Source organism: Vibrio sp. R78045 (genome assembly GCF_042466085.1).
GTDB lineage: Bacteria > Pseudomonadota > Gammaproteobacteria > Enterobacterales > Vibrionaceae > Vibrio > Vibrio cyclitrophicus.
Genome location: NZ_JAXHBS010000012.1, coordinates 151,644 through 166,955 on the forward strand (window position 1 = coordinate 151,644; position 15,312 = coordinate 166,955).

At 40.5% G+C, this 15,312-nt stretch carries 21 protein-coding genes; 14 read left to right on the top strand and 7 right to left on the bottom strand.

Annotated features, from left to right (window positions below):
- The 7 genes from SJY39_RS10555 to SJY39_RS10585 all read right to left on the bottom strand — a co-directional run bounded on the left by SJY39_RS10555 (position 1) and on the right by SJY39_RS10585 (position 3,689).
- Positions 1 to 186, bottom strand: coding sequence for a hypothetical protein (locus SJY39_RS10555; RefSeq protein WP_102444006.1), 186 nt, complete (start codon positions 184 to 186; stop codon positions 1 to 3).
- Positions 187 to 295: 109 nt separating this feature from the next.
- A complete protein-coding gene (locus SJY39_RS10560; RefSeq protein WP_157936456.1) occupies positions 296 to 460 on the bottom strand; it encodes a hypothetical protein in 165 nt (54 codons plus the stop codon).
- 15 nt (positions 461 to 475) lie between these two features.
- The gene (locus SJY39_RS10565) at positions 476 to 925 is read right to left on the bottom strand and encodes a hypothetical protein (RefSeq protein ID WP_102444005.1); all 450 of its coding nucleotides are present in this window, start codon (positions 923 to 925) and stop codon (positions 476 to 478) included.
- 13 nt (positions 926 to 938) lie between these two features.
- Positions 939 to 1,403 (bottom strand): hypothetical protein, encoded by a 465-nt coding sequence (locus SJY39_RS10570; RefSeq protein ID WP_229636375.1) that lies wholly within the window; start codon positions 1,401 to 1,403, stop codon positions 939 to 941.
- A gap of 9 nt (positions 1,404 to 1,412) precedes the next feature.
- The gene (locus SJY39_RS10575) at positions 1,413 to 1,637 is read right to left on the bottom strand and encodes a hypothetical protein (RefSeq protein WP_229636376.1); all 225 of its coding nucleotides are present in this window, start codon (positions 1,635 to 1,637) and stop codon (positions 1,413 to 1,415) included.
- 68 nt (positions 1,638 to 1,705) lie between these two features.
- Complete coding sequence (locus tag SJY39_RS10580) at positions 1,706 to 1,888, bottom strand: hypothetical protein (RefSeq protein ID WP_102444002.1); 183 nt, start codon at positions 1,886 to 1,888, stop codon at positions 1,706 to 1,708.
- A 115-nt stretch (positions 1,889 to 2,003) separates the two neighbouring features.
- Entirely contained in the window at positions 2,004 to 3,689 is a 1,686-nt protein-coding gene (locus SJY39_RS10585; RefSeq protein WP_390241949.1) for a DUF4942 domain-containing protein, read from the bottom strand.
- A gap of 353 nt (positions 3,690 to 4,042) precedes the next feature.
- Between SJY39_RS10585 and SJY39_RS10590 the strand changes: the two genes are divergently transcribed.
- The 14 genes from SJY39_RS10590 (at position 4,043) to SJY39_RS10655 (ending at position 15,197) form a co-directional block, all read left to right on the top strand.
- Entirely contained in the window at positions 4,043 to 4,405 is a 363-nt protein-coding gene (locus SJY39_RS10590) for a hypothetical protein (protein ID WP_390241950.1), read from the top strand.
- 50 nt (positions 4,406 to 4,455) lie between these two features.
- Entirely contained in the window at positions 4,456 to 4,914 is a 459-nt protein-coding gene (locus SJY39_RS10595) for a hypothetical protein (protein ID WP_229636379.1), read from the top strand.
- A gap of 33 nt (positions 4,915 to 4,947) precedes the next feature.
- Positions 4,948 to 5,355: a hypothetical protein gene (locus tag SJY39_RS10600; RefSeq protein ID WP_390241951.1), complete on the top strand. Its 408-nt coding sequence runs from the start codon at positions 4,948 to 4,950 to the stop codon at positions 5,353 to 5,355.
- Between the two features lie 12 nt (positions 5,356 to 5,367).
- Complete coding sequence (locus SJY39_RS10605; protein WP_390241952.1) at positions 5,368 to 5,871, top strand: hypothetical protein; 504 nt, start codon at positions 5,368 to 5,370, stop codon at positions 5,869 to 5,871.
- Between the two features lie 9 nt (positions 5,872 to 5,880).
- Positions 5,881 to 6,312 carry a hypothetical protein gene (locus SJY39_RS10610; RefSeq protein ID WP_390241953.1) on the top strand — a complete coding sequence of 144 codons (432 nt, stop codon included), beginning with the start codon at positions 5,881 to 5,883 and terminating at the stop codon, positions 6,310 to 6,312.
- 188 nt (positions 6,313 to 6,500) lie between these two features.
- Entirely contained in the window at positions 6,501 to 7,790 is a 1,290-nt protein-coding gene (locus SJY39_RS10615; protein WP_390241954.1) for a hypothetical protein, read from the top strand.
- A gap of 204 nt (positions 7,791 to 7,994) precedes the next feature.
- A complete protein-coding gene (locus SJY39_RS10620; protein ID WP_390241955.1) occupies positions 7,995 to 8,909 on the top strand; it encodes a hypothetical protein in 915 nt (304 codons plus the stop codon).
- A 38-nt stretch (positions 8,910 to 8,947) separates the two neighbouring features.
- Positions 8,948 to 9,373, top strand: a complete 426-nt coding sequence (locus tag SJY39_RS10625) for a hypothetical protein (RefSeq protein WP_390241956.1) — start codon at positions 8,948 to 8,950, stop codon at positions 9,371 to 9,373.
- Between the two features lie 234 nt (positions 9,374 to 9,607).
- Positions 9,608 to 10,426 (top strand): hypothetical protein, encoded by an 819-nt coding sequence (locus SJY39_RS10630; RefSeq protein ID WP_390241957.1) that lies wholly within the window; start codon positions 9,608 to 9,610, stop codon positions 10,424 to 10,426.
- A gap of 255 nt (positions 10,427 to 10,681) precedes the next feature.
- A complete protein-coding gene (locus SJY39_RS10635; RefSeq protein WP_102443991.1) occupies positions 10,682 to 10,951 on the top strand; it encodes a hypothetical protein in 270 nt (89 codons plus the stop codon).
- A gap of 27 nt (positions 10,952 to 10,978) precedes the next feature.
- Positions 10,979 to 11,863 carry a hypothetical protein gene (locus tag SJY39_RS10640; protein WP_390241958.1) on the top strand — a complete coding sequence of 295 codons (885 nt, stop codon included), beginning with the start codon at positions 10,979 to 10,981 and terminating at the stop codon, positions 11,861 to 11,863.
- A gap of 461 nt (positions 11,864 to 12,324) precedes the next feature.
- Positions 12,325 to 13,518 carry a hypothetical protein gene (locus SJY39_RS10645; protein ID WP_390241959.1) on the top strand — a complete coding sequence of 398 codons (1,194 nt, stop codon included), beginning with the start codon at positions 12,325 to 12,327 and terminating at the stop codon, positions 13,516 to 13,518.
- Positions 13,519 to 13,666: 148 nt separating this feature from the next.
- Positions 13,667 to 14,896, top strand: coding sequence for a DNA methyltransferase (locus tag SJY39_RS10650; protein WP_390241960.1), 1,230 nt, complete (start codon positions 13,667 to 13,669; stop codon positions 14,894 to 14,896).
- Between the two features lie 7 nt (positions 14,897 to 14,903).
- Positions 14,904 to 15,197: a hypothetical protein gene (locus SJY39_RS10655; protein WP_390241961.1), complete on the top strand. Its 294-nt coding sequence runs from the start codon at positions 14,904 to 14,906 to the stop codon at positions 15,195 to 15,197.
- Positions 15,198 to 15,312: the final 115 nt, after the last annotated feature.

Below are 15,312 nucleotides of genomic sequence, written 5' to 3' on the forward strand. Positions count from 1 at the left end.
TCAACTTTCCTTTTGAGAGCTTTCCGTTAATACGCCACTATCCTTCAACGCATTGATTAGATCTGGTATTTTGTAGTCATTAACGTGAGCTAATAGAGCCATAATTGCCGCCGTAGCTTTCACTTCATCTTTAGCGGCATCAACTAATTGTTCCATAATCTCATCTACTGATATATCTAGGGGCATCTTTGCTATCCTCTAATGATAATGAGTGACGGTGGTGGGAGTCTCACCCACCCGACTGGTACCTATTACGTTGAGAGTGGTATTAACTCAACTACCTGTCGAACTACCGTCATGATTCTCTGAGCCTTAAACGTTTTACTAACTCTTCTTCTCCATGCTGACTTTTAATGTGCATTGCTACAGCCATTGGAGTGTCAAAAGCCCTATTTTTCTTCTGCTTACAACCTTGCACAGGGCAACGATAACCATGATTTCTTAATTTAGATTCAGCCATGCGACTCTCCCGAAATTAGTGCGAGCAATTTAGGTCAATCTCCATTGCTAGATCTTCCATTTGAACCTGATCTAATCTAAATCGTTTACCGTAACAGTGGCAGACCTCACACCTCATCCAATCAAAGATCTTGTCTTTTTTCTTGTCTTCAACAGATACCAGCGACCACTTTAGCCAATCATGATTACAAGTCATTACATGAACTGGCAACTGTGGCTTCGTTGATTGATCTCTATATTCAGCGGTGTATTTGTAATAGTGCACCTCATACCCCCCTTGGGAGACAAATTTAGCGCAATCTGAGCAAGTTCTCCACCAGCCAAAATTCTCAGATTCAGTTTCATCGAGGTAATATTTACCAACTGCTTTAGGATTGCTGCATAGTTGACAGTCACGTTTACGCTTAGCTTTACAGGCTTCACCAGTCAATACCGCAATAGCAGCCTCTATAGACTTAAAACTCATAGTTATTCAACTCCTATTTCGTTAACCGCTCAATAACCAATGCGAGAATAGCGGCACGGCCAGCATGATTAGTCTTGTCCATGGCTTTACGAATGGGCTTAACGAGTTCATCAATGTGGGTATTTATAGTGCGCTCTTTTGCTTTCTTGAGCATCGCAGCTTGAGTCTGAGCCGACCTTTCAAGTGTCGACATTTCGCGATCAAATCCACCTAAAATATGCGGCCTTATAGGTAAGGCATCAGAAAATGATATTGAAACAATTTCGTTGGTTGTTGGGTCAATACTCCCCGTACCAGAATGAATCCATCCTGTCGACAACCGGCCTTTGGATCGTGTTTTTTTAAAGAGGCTGTAGTTATCCGTAAGGAGTTCACCATTAACAAGAGGACACACCAAAGCTACGAGTGTTGTTCCATTAAGTCGCTCGCCCATATACGCATACGTAATTGTCTCTTCCTCAACTACTTTTTCTTCCATACAGCCCCCTTAAGCCATGTAATTTCTAACTAAAGTAGACAATGGCAAAACAAGGTGTCGATAGTCAGACACTGACTCATCAAAAACAACTACCCTTGCTTCATTACCTGATTCCTTTACCTCATGAATTAACTTGTCTGCAGAGTAATACCAATCAAACCTATTAAGCAGACCATTGTTGAGGTTTAGTAGGTTATTCAATGAAACTAGTAGCTTTTGCTGGCCATTTACCATAACTGATTATCCTTAACCGCTTAATCAAATCCGGTTAACTATATAGTACGCATTGCGTACCATTGCAACTACTGCAATAATCGGTCAATCGCATCCTTAGCTAAAGTGGGGATTTTGCGATAATCCTTAGATGTTTCGGGCATGCGATACGTTTTTAACGCTCTCGGGTTAATATTGGTCCTATATGCCAATTCATCCCACGTAACACCAAGCTTTGCTTTTACACTATTCAGATATTCTTTTTGAGTCATAACTACTTTTAATTTTTATAATACGCATTGCGTACCAGTTTAGCTTGCAGTTCTACAATGGCAAATTCTTTTTGGCAAAAGAAAAGCCGCCCCTCATATGAGGAACGGCTTATAGTTACTTATGACCTAATAAAACTGTAGTGTCAGTTTCTAGGTTGATATATTTCATAGAACAAAACGCAGAAGCGGCAGCTTTCTCGGTTATACCAAGCTCATCAGACGCTTGTTTAGCGCTAACAATCCACCCCTTCAGGCGTCCCATCTCTACGTTGATTCGCGTCATAAAATTCTGATTGAAGGTTAAGTGCATAGAGCCTTTTTTGAAAACTTTCGCAACAAATAATACCTCTCTTTCACCATCTTCATTTTTGAAGAAAAACTCAACTTTCTCGCCACTTTTATACTTATGTGCCATAGGGTCAAGATTGTCGATACAGTCAAAACCAAGGTTATAAGCAATGGCCATTAAATCCACCAGCATTTCACCCGTAGAAAATGTTGAGTGTTTCTCCTCACGCTTAACCAAGCCAAATGAATAGATAGGGTCCAGCACCATTCTGTATTCAAAATAGTACTTCGCACCATCCTCTTTTTGCCAGCGCCACGAACGGTTAGAGTTAGCAAATAATGAACGATTACTTTTGTACAACTGGACATTAACGGCATCATCCAACTTAACCATTGTTTCCAAAAATTGGCTATCCAGGTAAGTACTAGTGTTTTTCAGTGCCCACATGACAATGGCTCGTACATTATCGCTCGTCAGATCAAGATTAGCCTTCGACTCAATTTTACAAAGTAGTTCTTTTCGAGTTGAAGCCGTCAATCTTTGCTTTAACTCAGGTAGTGAATCAAACAACCGTCTCCAATAAATTGATTTTATCGATTTCAACCTGAACTTAAGTCGAGATCGCAATGTATGATCAGCCCCGCCGAGCTCCCTAATTACATCTTGAGGTAGATTTGATATTGCATTGTATGTAGAAAAGATAGAATTCATCTCAGTATCATATGAGCTGCAGATTTGCGTAACTTCATCAAACCTTGTAACCAACTCTTTTGATCCTGACTTAGTTAAATGATCAACCATTCTATCTTCGATTTCCCCTTCAATTTGATAATTGGCTAAGGAACATCCACTTGATTTTTTAATATCTGGGAATGTGGTATCAAACCATGCATCGAAAGGGTCTGTCGAACTAGAAGACTCTTTGTAATAAGAGTTACCTTTTGCAAAAAAACGTACAACATCAACAACGACATTTGCTTGCCTATCGGCATATTCATAGCTAAACGTACCTAGAACCTTCTCCTGCCACCCTCTTAGCTTCATAGCTCCTAGAATGTCAGCTTTCTTTTTCCAACGTTGAGGCATTATGAGGACCACTGAGTCGCTAAAGGCCTCGGTAAGTATTTTGGTAGCCCAACTCACAAACTCTAAATATGGTGAATTACTAAAAATCAAATCCACTCTTTTATCTATAAGTGTTTGGGCGTGAAAATCAGTTCCTAAAACAGTTACATTCGCGGGGTATAAGTTACGGAGGGTTTCAGATATTTCAATAGCATAACGGTCTCCCTCAGTTAGTTGGCAAAGGACGCGACCGTCTCCTGCACCACAATCTAAAACAGACAGTGGATCAAGTGTGTAGGTATGTTTTTGTATATCCTTAATTATACAGTCAATTTGCTCTTGAGTTGTCGGGTACCATTCGTAGTCTTCTTTACGTTCACGAACGATGCGTAAAAGAGGCAGGGTATTAATCGACGCCTGTTCAGTATCAAATGAGAGTTGCTCCATGATGGGATTTCCTTATGGGGTATGGGTATAAACTATAAACCGAAAGTAAAAAGCGCTCTTGGTAGAGCTGGTTAGGAAGGGGCGCAAGCATGAATATGCCCTGATGATGTAAACGCCTAAATCATCAATTCGCTTTAAATGTACAACATATCTCAATGAAACTACAACAAAGTCCAACGACAACCAAAGAATTGAACTTGAGAAAAATAGTGTTAATATAAATTGGTTACCAGATAACACTGATGCTTAAAGTTATCGAAGCTCATTGCTTGCATCCCTTACCTACCACCACTACTTATTTAGTAGACTTTTACTCCCAGCCTTAATCAGGCACCACCCCATAAGGAAATACCATGAACACGACGATGTATCAGGTCAAAGCTGTCACACCTCAAACAAAATTACGCCCCGTTGCTTATCGACACCTAAACACAGATCCGAATAAGGCTTATTTATACGCGCTACTCGATCAAGATAATGACTTAATAGGCCCTCTAAAAGGCTCCCTACCCGTCACTTTTGATACGATAGGTTCACTCCATAAGGTGACAAACAAGCCCAACCCAATCCGCACCGAGTCTTACCATGCTTACCCCATTCGCTTTAGTTACGACGGAGACTTTGTTGAACTTATCTTGGCTGAAGAGCTATCTAAAGGTGATTTCGAAAATAAGCAAAATTGGAAGGACATACTTAAAGCCAATTCATACTTCTAAATAAAGACTATCCCACCAGCTGGTGGCTAACCCCATAAGGAAATTGCATCATGGCAAGCGTTAAACTAATCATGTCCAAATCTATCAACACTCATCTCCTTAGTAGTGACCAACTTGAAGCGCTTAGCGACTTATCAGGTGAAGACGGTCACACAGAAACAACTATTGATGGCGTCGTTTTGATTGTTGATGAGCACTACGACCTAAAATCGATAGATATCGAACCGGTCACCGAAGTTTTAGTTAAAAATAAAATTCCTTACGATCTCCATTACGAGGCGTTTGGCGACAACCGAGACGAATATGGAGTTATTTACATGCGTTTCTATGGAAACGCTGGTGAGTGCACGGAAATTCGAGGTACCGAAAAGGAACTAAGCATCAATTTAAGCGAACTCAAAAAAGCGATGGAGACATCAACTTTAACGCTAACCGAGCTTGTTAATGGTGCAATTGAAGAAGCTGAAAAGCTATCTTGGACACATCAAACAAAGCATTACAACCTATAACGGCCTCTGGCTACACCCCAAAAGGAAAACACCATGAAACCATTAATCTTTCAAGCAATTGGCTTACCTATGTCGGATGAAAATAGCATCAGCTGCAGAATTCGAACGGTAACAATGCATAAGAACGGACGTAAGGCTTACCTTGAATTTATTGGCGTACCAGTTAAGGGAGAAAACCCAAAATACATCGATACACGCATCCTAGATGCTGGCTTTGATTATTGTGGGAATGTGAGCAATGCCTTTTACGTTCGCGAAGACAATGAAGAAAACGACTTTGTTCAATTGAACAACTCACACGATCTAGGCCATTTTGATTTTACTCAGCAAGGTATTTTAGCCTTCGTAAATAAGATACTAGGATTTGACTCTGCAGATAACGGGTTTACCGATCTTCAATTTACAGATGAACTAGAATATCCACGCTGCTGTTTATGTTAAGGAGGCAGTATCATGCTAGTTGAGATTAAAAGAATCACTAAGTGTGGCAGCTATACTAAGTGGGAAACAGAGGTTTTGGGTCGAAATATTGAAGTACGGCAAAAGGACGACGGAAAGCCGCAACTAACGGACTTAGCGCTAACCTTCGCGCTTGATGACAACGGCCTAAGTGCTGATGAATTTACTAACCCTGTAGTAAATGCAGGAACAGGCGATAAGTTCATCATCTCTTCAATTCCTTTGAGCACCACAATGAATTTTTGCAATCGAAAATTAAATGCAAATCTAACTTGTCTGGTCGGCTCAGCTCACCGTCACTTGGATGCTTATGTGCTTACTTCACGATATGGCAAAAACCGTCTTGAGGGTTTATTAAGTAAGATAAATGAACGCTCCGAACGTCGCTTTGACCGAGTTAAAAAGGGAGGTAATTGTAATCGCTCCCCTAAAACGACCCGATTAGAACGCCAGTTAATGTCCATTATTAACTTCTCACTTAAAGCTAAACCGTTATGAGGAGGGGTTATGACAACCTTCCATGCAAAAGATAACAAACTTTGGACTCTGGATGCCGAAAAGGAAGAGTGGATATGCGAAGGTAAAACAATCCCCGCATTAAGCTCCGTACCTTTTACATTCGAACAGTCTATTGTGTTTATGTCAGGCTTCTTAAAGCTTGAGCTCGTTAACATGAAGTCAAAAAAACGCACAGTCGTTAAACTACCTTCGGCTCCAAATATTCTGAACACTGGCTCACGCTCCATTCCTGGAGTTACCGTCAGTGAGATGGGAATTGAAGAGATGATTGTTGGACTAGCTATCACTAAAAATGAAGCTGTGGGACTGGCTGACACCCTATTCTACGTAATCAATGAAGGTGGAGAACACACACAGTTCGAAACCACGATGTTTGATGACAACTGCGAAGACATACCAATTCACTGCTCATTCATCTAATTTAATAGCCAGCTTTTCGCTGGCTATTTTTTTTCAAAACCTTATTATGAATTTGAACATTGATGACACTGGCACTCGATCATCACAGTAATTACTTTTACTGGTGCCCTTACCCCTTACCCCTTACCTCTCTTGAGGTCCTTAATTCACATTTAGCATCTGCTTACCTTCCCCAAAAGGAAATACAAATGATCAATTTAACCTCCACCACAATCAATGAAGTATCTAACCGTCTAACGGCTCACATTAACTGGCTTAATCGCGAAGAGATCGCCATACAAAACCGTAATTTCTTCAAAGAAATCTTTAAAGATTCAATCGAAGGGTACGAAAATGAAGACTTTGTTCAGCCGCTTATAGAAGGGTTAACCAGTGATTTTCATCTAACTGTCAAGGGTGCAGAGCATCCATCTGGTTATAATTTCGACAACAAACCTGAATGGCAAGTTTTAGTTAACTTTGGCATTTTTGATTGTATGTTTTCGTGGACAATGGAAAGCAGCAACGGCCACCAATACTGCAGCGAACAAACAGCAGTTTTTGACAGTTACGGGAACTTAACTAATGAACACTCTATTGAGGTAGAGTGTATTTTCGGTGCCCTGTGTAATGAAATCTGCAAAAAAATTATGGGGGGAGCGATACAAGACACCCCTTCCGTTTCCAGTATTACCTATGATGACTTTTTAAATGCTCAGCGCTTCTTTAACACCTTTGGCCAACCAAGCTCATACTATCGTGTATCTTCATCAATACGCATTGGTGAAAAGGAGTTTGAAACAACCTATCTTGTTGAAGCTAGCTCGAAGAAGGAGGCGGAATTAAATTTACTTAAGTACTTGGTCACTGACGAACGTGGCATCGTTGAACAGGATGATGAGTACTATGAGAGTGACTACAATGTTTGCTACGAGCAGTTTGCTGTAACGCATTTAACAATGTGCGAATTTGAAAGCTGTAAGTCCGACTATCAACTTGTTGAACGTCAAAATGTACCTAAAGCGAAATCTGATGATATTCAACTAGTGTGTATTAATGCTGACGAGCCGACGCTTGCGTTACTTGGATCTGAACACCCTGTAGGCAAACCACCTACACAAAATTCGTTCATCATAGATTTGAGTAATGTCGCACAACAAGACGATGGTACCCCGAACTTGGATTGTACGGGCTTTCAAATCGTTCAGGACACCGCAGACTCTCTAAGCGTCGAGCCCATGAAGATTGCAGGTCAATGTATTATGATCGGAGATGTGTTAAGTGGCCAGTTGGCCATGCAGAGTTACCTGGTTAATATCGCTGTTTTTGATCATCTAATAGACAAGGCGAACGATGAGTGTAAATTTACGTTTGAAGACAATCACGCTGTTATTTTTGACCTCTCTAAAGATCCCAAGCTTTGTAGTGAGCTTGAGCTCTATCTGGAGAAATGGAATAGCCAATACATAGTTGTAAAGAACGGTGGTTTCTCGGAATAACCCTAATCAATATGTTCACCCCTTAAACCACATAGCCAGCATTTTTTGCTGGCTATTTTTATATCAAGATTCTACTATGAAAAGGAATATTGATGACAACGGCACATGGTCATCACAGTGCTCACTGGTGCCCTTAAATAGTTTCCCTCGACTGAGGAGCTACTTCACATTAAGCGTCTGCTTACATCCCAAAAGGAAACTCATATGGCCTTTACTCCATACCTATCGAGTATTTTTTGCAATACTAACGAACAATCAATTCCTCGACCAAAAACTTGGAACACCGCTCCAGCACCTTTCTCCCACTCTATTCGAGATAAATTTAGCTGGGTTAAAACACCATCCATTTTCAATGAAACCTCTTTCGTTGCTCTGCACCAACCCAAAATAGGCGGCGATATTTTTGATTACACATCAACCCTTCCTCTTGGTGTCCAAACGTATCAAGAAGACAATACTGCGTATTGGAACAATTGTGCGCGACTTGCGCTGTGTTGGATTAATTACTATCGAAACACAAAGCAGCAATGCCTGTTGAACTTAACTGCCATTAACGAAAAGTTGCCCTACCCCTCTAACGAAATGAAGAGTCGCCTTCGTATTGCTTCTAAAGGGATACGAAAATGGAAAGAGCATTTTCACTGGTATCGACTATGTGCAAAAACATCATTTGGGCTCATTACTCCAAATGCACTTCCAAAAGAGGTTTCATTGCGTAGAGCTAACTTCGTAGCTACACACATATTCATTTCGCACCAAAAGTCTGAATGTTACTTCTATTGTCAACACATGCATTCATACCTATCTGAAGCGAGTGTTGCCTTTATAAGAAACAGGAAAAACAATAGCGACATACTGCTCCTTCCTCAAACAACCACTGTCTATGAAAATTGGCACTATATTGCAATTGCTTTGCTAGTAGAGAAAACCGTCAAATACAGTTGTAATGAGCTTATAGAACACAAAACAGTTTCAGCGTTATTTTGTCGCCTGTTTTACAGTTCAGAAAGCTCAAACTCGAAGATAAACCTGCTTCGACCTCTTGAGCGTTATGCCCGTAAATACCTCAAACCAAACATTTTTCAACGCTTTGCCAATATGGCTAACCAACCCATTTAACATCCACCAGCTGGTGGCACCCCAAAAGGAAATTTAATATGTTCAAAACTATCCACTTAGATGTTCGTGGTGGCGCGATAAAGCGTTACGTCTTGAGATTAAAAGGTAAGAACAACCGTTACTACTCGATTTCAATTGAGAATGTTTCTTTCGAAAATCGATACCAAACCCTACTAGATCCTCTCCAAAAGTTTAGTGTTGAGATATGCAGAGTAGAAAAGCCTTACAGCTGGACTTTCCACACACTCATATCCACCACCTATAGAAACAGTGATTCCGTCATATCATATCTAACTGCACAGCTAGTTCGAGTTGGAGCAATTGATGCCGGTGTGCCCGTTATTATTTGCTTCACACTTGACGGAACCATGCATTCTTGGACAGTAATGAATCCAGGCCTGAACGATAGACAAACAGGTATTGAATCGCGCCGTCACTTACAGCTTGTTCCACAATTAGCGTAAATAGTCTCGAGCGCTCAGACCGATTTACACAACCGTTTGTTTTCAGCTTCCTACATGAGGCTGAAAACTACATCTGTAGAGCTAACACGAGTCAGTTAGAGAAATTGTTAGTTGTAATGAGAGACCAAAATCACCTTTAAGTAGCTAGGCGAAATTCATTTCTACAAATTAACCCCAAATCAGGGCCCTTACCCTGACGACGGGTATGTGGCTCACATTTATTCAGGAGTCACCATGAACAAGGTAAAAATCTCTTCCAGCTTAGACGCAAACACTCAGCCAAAATGTGGCGATGTTGTTATCCCGTTATCAGGCGAACACATCGGCGTACACGCAATGATCTGCAACCACCACTGCACAATTGAAAACCACGTTTATGTTGGTTACCACGTAAGAGGCAATAAGATCCCAGGCGAGTTTGACTCAGTCCAGTGCTCAGGAGGTCCTTTTCAAAACGTCAAAATCTCAAATTTAACTCTAATAGGTACGAAAATGGAGTTGTTTCTAGATGCTCGGGTGGTTACGGGACCAAACCGCTACGACAAATACGAAGAGGAAGTTAACGTATGGTTGGATGCAACAGAAACAACCAACAGTAATGAATTAGGCCGCTCATACAAGACCTACCAAGATTTACTGAACGGAGAAAAAGAGTTGAACCAGTTATACACTAAACATTTAGCTAACTGTGATGACATTAAGCCCAAAGCAAATGACCGACCACTCAATGGGCGACACGTTTTAAGGGGTAGTCATCAAGTTTGTAACGACCGCCTACAGTTCCACGAAGACTTTATAGCGAAAATCATGTTCACCTCGTACAAATCAAACCGGAAAATCGGCTTACGAAAGCGAAATGCTTCTGAAGATGTGAAGTATTTATACGAGAACCTGCAATTAGGACTGGTACTAAAGGATGATGAAGAGCTTAATGCTTTACTCGAAGCTTATAGCATTACCGAAACAAGCTACGATGAAGAGATCAGTTATTTATTCATCACTCCAAACATCGATATATCAACATGGGCCAATCTTGAAGTAAAAAGAGATTAGCCCTTACCCCTACAAAAGCCGCGATCATTTCGCGGCTTTTTGTTTGAAGATGAAAACAGTTATTGCTTACTCAAAAGCGATACGAATAATTCCATCGATCGAGTCTGCAAATCCATGCTAATATAAAGGTTCTTACAGATGCATTGGTATTTAAAGCATCAACTCTTTATGAGTCATACCACTAAATCATCCGTCTCAACCTAGAGACCATGCTAAACCCCTCTTCTATCTAGAACTCTCCCAAAAGGAAACACAATGAAAGCCATCTCATCTTTGAGTGCGCTATTGTTTTGTACTTGTATTAGTACTACTGCTTTAGTTCACGCTTACAATCCAACTCAAGATCCCTACGGTAAAGATAAAACAGAAGAGATTGACCTTTTAAATATCACTTCAGATGTTGAAATCGACCTACAATGTTTTGCTATTACTTTAACCCCAAATCCGCGCCAAAAATGCGAGCCTATATTGAAGAATAATGGCTTAATTCAAGCGGCCATCAGTACAAGACCATTTAGTATTTAACGAACCCCTCACCCAAAAGGAAACACCATGGAAATTCATGATATCGAAAAACTGATCAACACTAACCTTGCTAACCGCACACCTAAAACTGCAAGTGATATAGCGATAAACAACAGTAAAGTACTCTCAGAGGTCTTGCTAAATTGCGGCCTTGAATCAAACAACCCTTTACTAGTATTCCTTTCAAAAAAACCGTTTTATTTGACGATTAAAGGAAGTTCTGACTACAGAGATACAAATAGTGATGGAGCTGAAGAATGGAAAGTACTCTTTCATCTCAAATGTGATGACCACAATCTAAACACTTGGTTTGAACTTACCTGGCTTACAGATCGCCATGGTGGTTCATGGGGATCATATGACCATGAAGTAACTCATGATGAAGATATTGTGTCTGCCTTGAATAACTACGGTAAAGGCGATGCAGATGTAAAACTGCCTGCCCTAAAAGAAGCTCTCGTGGGCTTAGCTAACGAGATATCAAGCGAAGAACCCGTTTCTGATATTCGTGGCCATGACGATCACCGAGTTCAGTTAAATGGATTCTCTAAAGTAGATATCGAACTAGCGGATAAAATCATAAATGCTGACTACGGGGTAGATAATTACTACGTAACGACTACTAATTTTTATGATGGAGAGATGGAAGTTGCGAAGCTAAGTCTCGTTAAATCTGATTGCCCTTCTGACGCTAGCGAGTTTGCAGCTTTACATCACGGTGGTCATATTGACGCTACTACTGTCGAAAAAGCAGGTAAAGGATATTTCATTAAAGGAAGTGACTCGGCGGTTATACCTGGGGAAGCTCGTAGCATCTCGCACTTAGAGTTCTTAATTGCAAAAGATACTTTACATATTGAGTTTCTCGGTACTGCTAAACGTGAAAAGTTTCCTGAAATTATTTATCAATAAGTGACGCGCCCCCGACTAACAACTTAGTTAGGGGGCTTTTATATCAAGTAAACCAACCACCAGCGTATAACTATCGGTTAATTAGCCCAACACGGATCACCTCTTCCATATTGAGAAAAGTAATCTCAGTTATAAATTTAGGAGTCCTAAAATGAACCAAGCACAGCCTGTAAGTTATATACACTTACTTATAGGCTGTGCTTTTTTTTTGCTCAAATTCAAGTTTCCGAGTTTCCTATGAGGGCGAATAAGCAGCTTTGGTCAGGTATAAGCAAAACTAATGGTAATTCTGACTGACTTGGGTATTATGTTGCATGAGCAAACTGCTTGCTTGTGTTCCGAACCTTGGCTTGCCAATTGGCAAAGATCGTATGATCAGCAGAATAATCCCCTACCAATAATATCTTTACATCAATGTGTAAGGAGTCGGACGTTGCTCATTGAACTGTGAGGATATATCTATGCGTACACCAGACGACTTATTGCGTTTCCCAAACGGTACAACTGTTTCAGAAATAAAGAAGCAAGCTAAGAAGCTCAAGAAAGAAACAGGCAAATCACACAGTCAGGTGCTTAGGCAATTAACTAAAGATTGTGGCATTGACCTACCTTGGGAGAAAGCACTTAATCAACTAAGAACCTATTGGGATTCACATTTCGCTGAGTTCATCTTCCAAGAAGAACCAGAGTGGGATTTTACCGTATTGATCGGAGGTTTCAAAAATGAACAATCAGCTCTTAAATACGCCAAACGTGACGGTAGCTTAAAGTGGTTTAACGGTATGCTGCTGTTTAAATATGATGGTGATGATCATCCCGAATGGCGCATATTAGATGAGCGAGAAATCGTCATTAAACAACAAAAGCCTGAAACAATAGGCAATATGACTGTTTACCCCCAAGACTTCGAACTAGTGAAATTCAGATCGCACGAATTTTCACAAGTAGTAGGTCGTAAAGTAACTTCATTCGGTAGCCTCGCTTACGGTGTATCAAAGTCTCCTTTAATACAAGAGCTTCCCACGGTTGAAAAAAACCAACCTGATTTCATTAAAGGTGAGGTGCTAGGTCTTAAATTTAGAGCGAGCCAATTTGGACATAAAATCTATCAAATCAAAGGCGTGATAGATGATGATAAACACCACTACATTCATACGAACTTCAATAAAAACCTACTATGGTTGGCGCTAGCTCTAGAGAAAGCCATAAATTTCGATAATTACAAAAAACTCAGAGTGGCTTCATTACCGATGAAGCATTATTCATTGACCCATCTAGAATTGTACGATTTCTCGAACCAACGTGAATTTGATAAAGAATTTGAGGGGATGGAGTGTCATGTTATCGACTTTTCTAACTTTGAGTTACCAAAAATTGAAACTCTATCGAGCCCATTCATTAGTCTCTTTTGGGCGATGACTCAATCAGTAATTAAACTGCAAAGCTCTTTGAATAAGTTTTCGGATCACAACGTAGTAGATTACGAGTATGCTATGAAATTGATAAAGCTAGGAGAAATCCAGTCTATTAGCGATTCGATATTAGATGATGCTAAGAAAACATATCAATACCCCAAAGACTACTACGATAAGGTCACTGCTTCGGTCTTACCATTGATTCATTACGCACCTATCTCACAACCTCATCTAAGCTAAACCCAATCGCATTACTTCAAATAAATTGAGGTAATGCGAGTTTCCTACATTCCAGCTCTTGCCATAGATTCAGTGGTCACACTATTTCGACTTGACAGCGCTACAATGTAGCGTATCATAATGTTTATCTAAAGAAGAGGTGATCACCATGAGTTCATACTCACAAATGGAATTGTTTGATGCTGTAGAGCAATCCTACATGGAAAACGATGGCAAATTGTCACAACGCGAGCTATACAACTCTGTCGCTCAAAAACTTGGTATAAATCCAGACACCCAATACGGTGAAGTTGGTAAACAAAAGAATGTGAACTTGTTCTATCGAAAATGCCGATGGATTCAACAGTCGTTAAAAGAAAAGAGACTACTCACGCAAGTTAGTCGTGGTATTTGGGAAGTCGCGGGAAGTGCGAAAGATAAGCTTCACACCATTAACGAAGCTAAAAGTGTCATCGCAATGTCTACGAACTTAGGAATAATGATCTGTTCAAAATCAGAGGCAGTGTTTGGAAATGACATTATCGAAGAAGATATCGACCTCGTATTGACCAGTCCACCCTACATTTTGCAGCAAGCCAGAAATTATGGCGGTACAAATCAATCTAAAGAATGGGTCGCATTCATTATGGGGATCATTGAAAAACTCACCCCGCGACTAGCGAAAGGCGCAAGTATTTGTTTGAACATCGGACAAGATAGCTTTCATAAAGGAGTACCAGCTCGCCAAACGCATATTGAACGACTGATTATAGAAATGGAAGATGCGGGTTTTTGGCTGGTAGATAGACTAATATGGCAATCCAATAAAGCTCCAACGCCTTATCCTTGGACGTCCTTAAACCGATATATGCTAAAAGCGAGTTACGAGTTTTGCTTACACTTCACAAACGATCCCTTATCACTCAAATCCAACAATCAACGTGTGTTATTACCACATACTGAGCAGTACAAAACCTTTGTTCGCAGTGGTGGGACACGTAGAGCCGCGATTCACTCTGATGGCGCACATACAAAGCGAGTGGGCGATTATAGTGGTGCAGATTTAGCGAAAGGTAAACTCGCCTCAAATACACTTTACTTTGCCAATAAATGCACTCGGAATGAAACCGTCAACCTATTCGCTAGAGAGAATGGAATGCCGACGCATGGAGCTAAAATGCCTTGGAAACTTGCCGAGTTTTTAGTGAAATATCTTTGTCCTGTTGGTGGCCTAGTCGTAGATCCATTTGGAGGCTCAGGCACGACAGCAAGTGCTTGTCAGGAAACTGGACGCAACTGGGTCAGCATAGAGCCTGTTCTTGAATATATCCGCCAGTCCTTTACACGCTTCACATCACTCGAAGATGATGTGTGGTTTAACCCTGAATTCATTAAGTAGGCCGTAAATGACGAATCAAGAGTTCAAACAGCAAATATCAAACTGGCAGTCTTTGATCACTCAAGCAAACGTAACGTTATCCGATGGACAACCGTTACCTGATAAATTTTTTCATGTTTTTTTAGGGGTGGGTTCTTCAACATTTCGGAAAATGATTAACGGTCAAGATTCCATGCGCGAGATACAGCCCTACACTGCAAGAACTGTGCGTTTTATTAATAAGCTAGAGCCAACCGTATTTCTTGATGAAGTAAGGCTATGCATCCCGCAATACATGAAACAGTACCGCGCTACAAAGTAGCTCAACCTGAATTTCCTATCTCATCACATAAAAACAACCACTTACACGCAGTGAGTAAAAAATATACTACCATATGGGAAATGATAACTTCCTATATGGGGTGAACTTCAATGGT

What these genes read in the sequence shown, in the direction of transcription:
- SJY39_RS10555 (WP_102444006.1), bottom strand. Translation starts at nt 186, where the DNA reads ATGCCCCTAGATATATCAGTAGATGAGATTATGGAACAATTAGTTGAT.
- SJY39_RS10560 (WP_157936456.1), bottom strand. Translation starts at nt 460, where the DNA reads ATGGCTGAATCTAAATTAAGAAATCATGGTTATCGTTGCCCTGTGCAA.
- SJY39_RS10565 (WP_102444005.1), bottom strand. Translation starts at nt 925, where the DNA reads ATGAGTTTTAAGTCTATAGAGGCTGCTATTGCGGTATTGACTGGTGAA.
- SJY39_RS10570 (WP_229636375.1), bottom strand. Translation starts at nt 1,403, where the DNA reads ATGGAAGAAAAAGTAGTTGAGGAAGAGACAATTACGTATGCGTATATG.
- SJY39_RS10575 (WP_229636376.1), bottom strand. Translation starts at nt 1,637, where the DNA reads ATGGTAAATGGCCAGCAAAAGCTACTAGTTTCATTGAATAACCTACTA.
- SJY39_RS10580 (WP_102444002.1), bottom strand. Translation starts at nt 1,888, where the DNA reads ATGACTCAAAAAGAATATCTGAATAGTGTAAAAGCAAAGCTTGGTGTT.
- SJY39_RS10585 (WP_390241949.1), bottom strand. Translation starts at nt 3,689, where the DNA reads ATGGAGCAACTCTCATTTGATACTGAACAGGCGTCGATTAATACCCTG.
- SJY39_RS10590 (WP_390241950.1), top strand. Translation starts at nt 4,043, where the DNA reads ATGAACACGACGATGTATCAGGTCAAAGCTGTCACACCTCAAACAAAA.
- SJY39_RS10595 (WP_229636379.1), top strand. Translation starts at nt 4,456, where the DNA reads ATGGCAAGCGTTAAACTAATCATGTCCAAATCTATCAACACTCATCTC.
- SJY39_RS10600 (WP_390241951.1), top strand. Translation starts at nt 4,948, where the DNA reads ATGAAACCATTAATCTTTCAAGCAATTGGCTTACCTATGTCGGATGAA.
- SJY39_RS10605 (WP_390241952.1), top strand. Translation starts at nt 5,368, where the DNA reads ATGCTAGTTGAGATTAAAAGAATCACTAAGTGTGGCAGCTATACTAAG.
- SJY39_RS10610 (WP_390241953.1), top strand. Translation starts at nt 5,881, where the DNA reads ATGACAACCTTCCATGCAAAAGATAACAAACTTTGGACTCTGGATGCC.
- SJY39_RS10615 (WP_390241954.1), top strand. Translation starts at nt 6,501, where the DNA reads ATGATCAATTTAACCTCCACCACAATCAATGAAGTATCTAACCGTCTA.
- SJY39_RS10620 (WP_390241955.1), top strand. Translation starts at nt 7,995, where the DNA reads ATGGCCTTTACTCCATACCTATCGAGTATTTTTTGCAATACTAACGAA.
- SJY39_RS10625 (WP_390241956.1), top strand. Translation starts at nt 8,948, where the DNA reads ATGTTCAAAACTATCCACTTAGATGTTCGTGGTGGCGCGATAAAGCGT.
- SJY39_RS10630 (WP_390241957.1), top strand. Translation starts at nt 9,608, where the DNA reads ATGAACAAGGTAAAAATCTCTTCCAGCTTAGACGCAAACACTCAGCCA.
- SJY39_RS10635 (WP_102443991.1), top strand. Translation starts at nt 10,682, where the DNA reads ATGAAAGCCATCTCATCTTTGAGTGCGCTATTGTTTTGTACTTGTATT.
- SJY39_RS10640 (WP_390241958.1), top strand. Translation starts at nt 10,979, where the DNA reads ATGGAAATTCATGATATCGAAAAACTGATCAACACTAACCTTGCTAAC.
- SJY39_RS10645 (WP_390241959.1), top strand. Translation starts at nt 12,325, where the DNA reads ATGCGTACACCAGACGACTTATTGCGTTTCCCAAACGGTACAACTGTT.
- SJY39_RS10650 (WP_390241960.1), top strand. Translation starts at nt 13,667, where the DNA reads ATGAGTTCATACTCACAAATGGAATTGTTTGATGCTGTAGAGCAATCC.
- SJY39_RS10655 (WP_390241961.1), top strand. Translation starts at nt 14,904, where the DNA reads ATGACGAATCAAGAGTTCAAACAGCAAATATCAAACTGGCAGTCTTTG.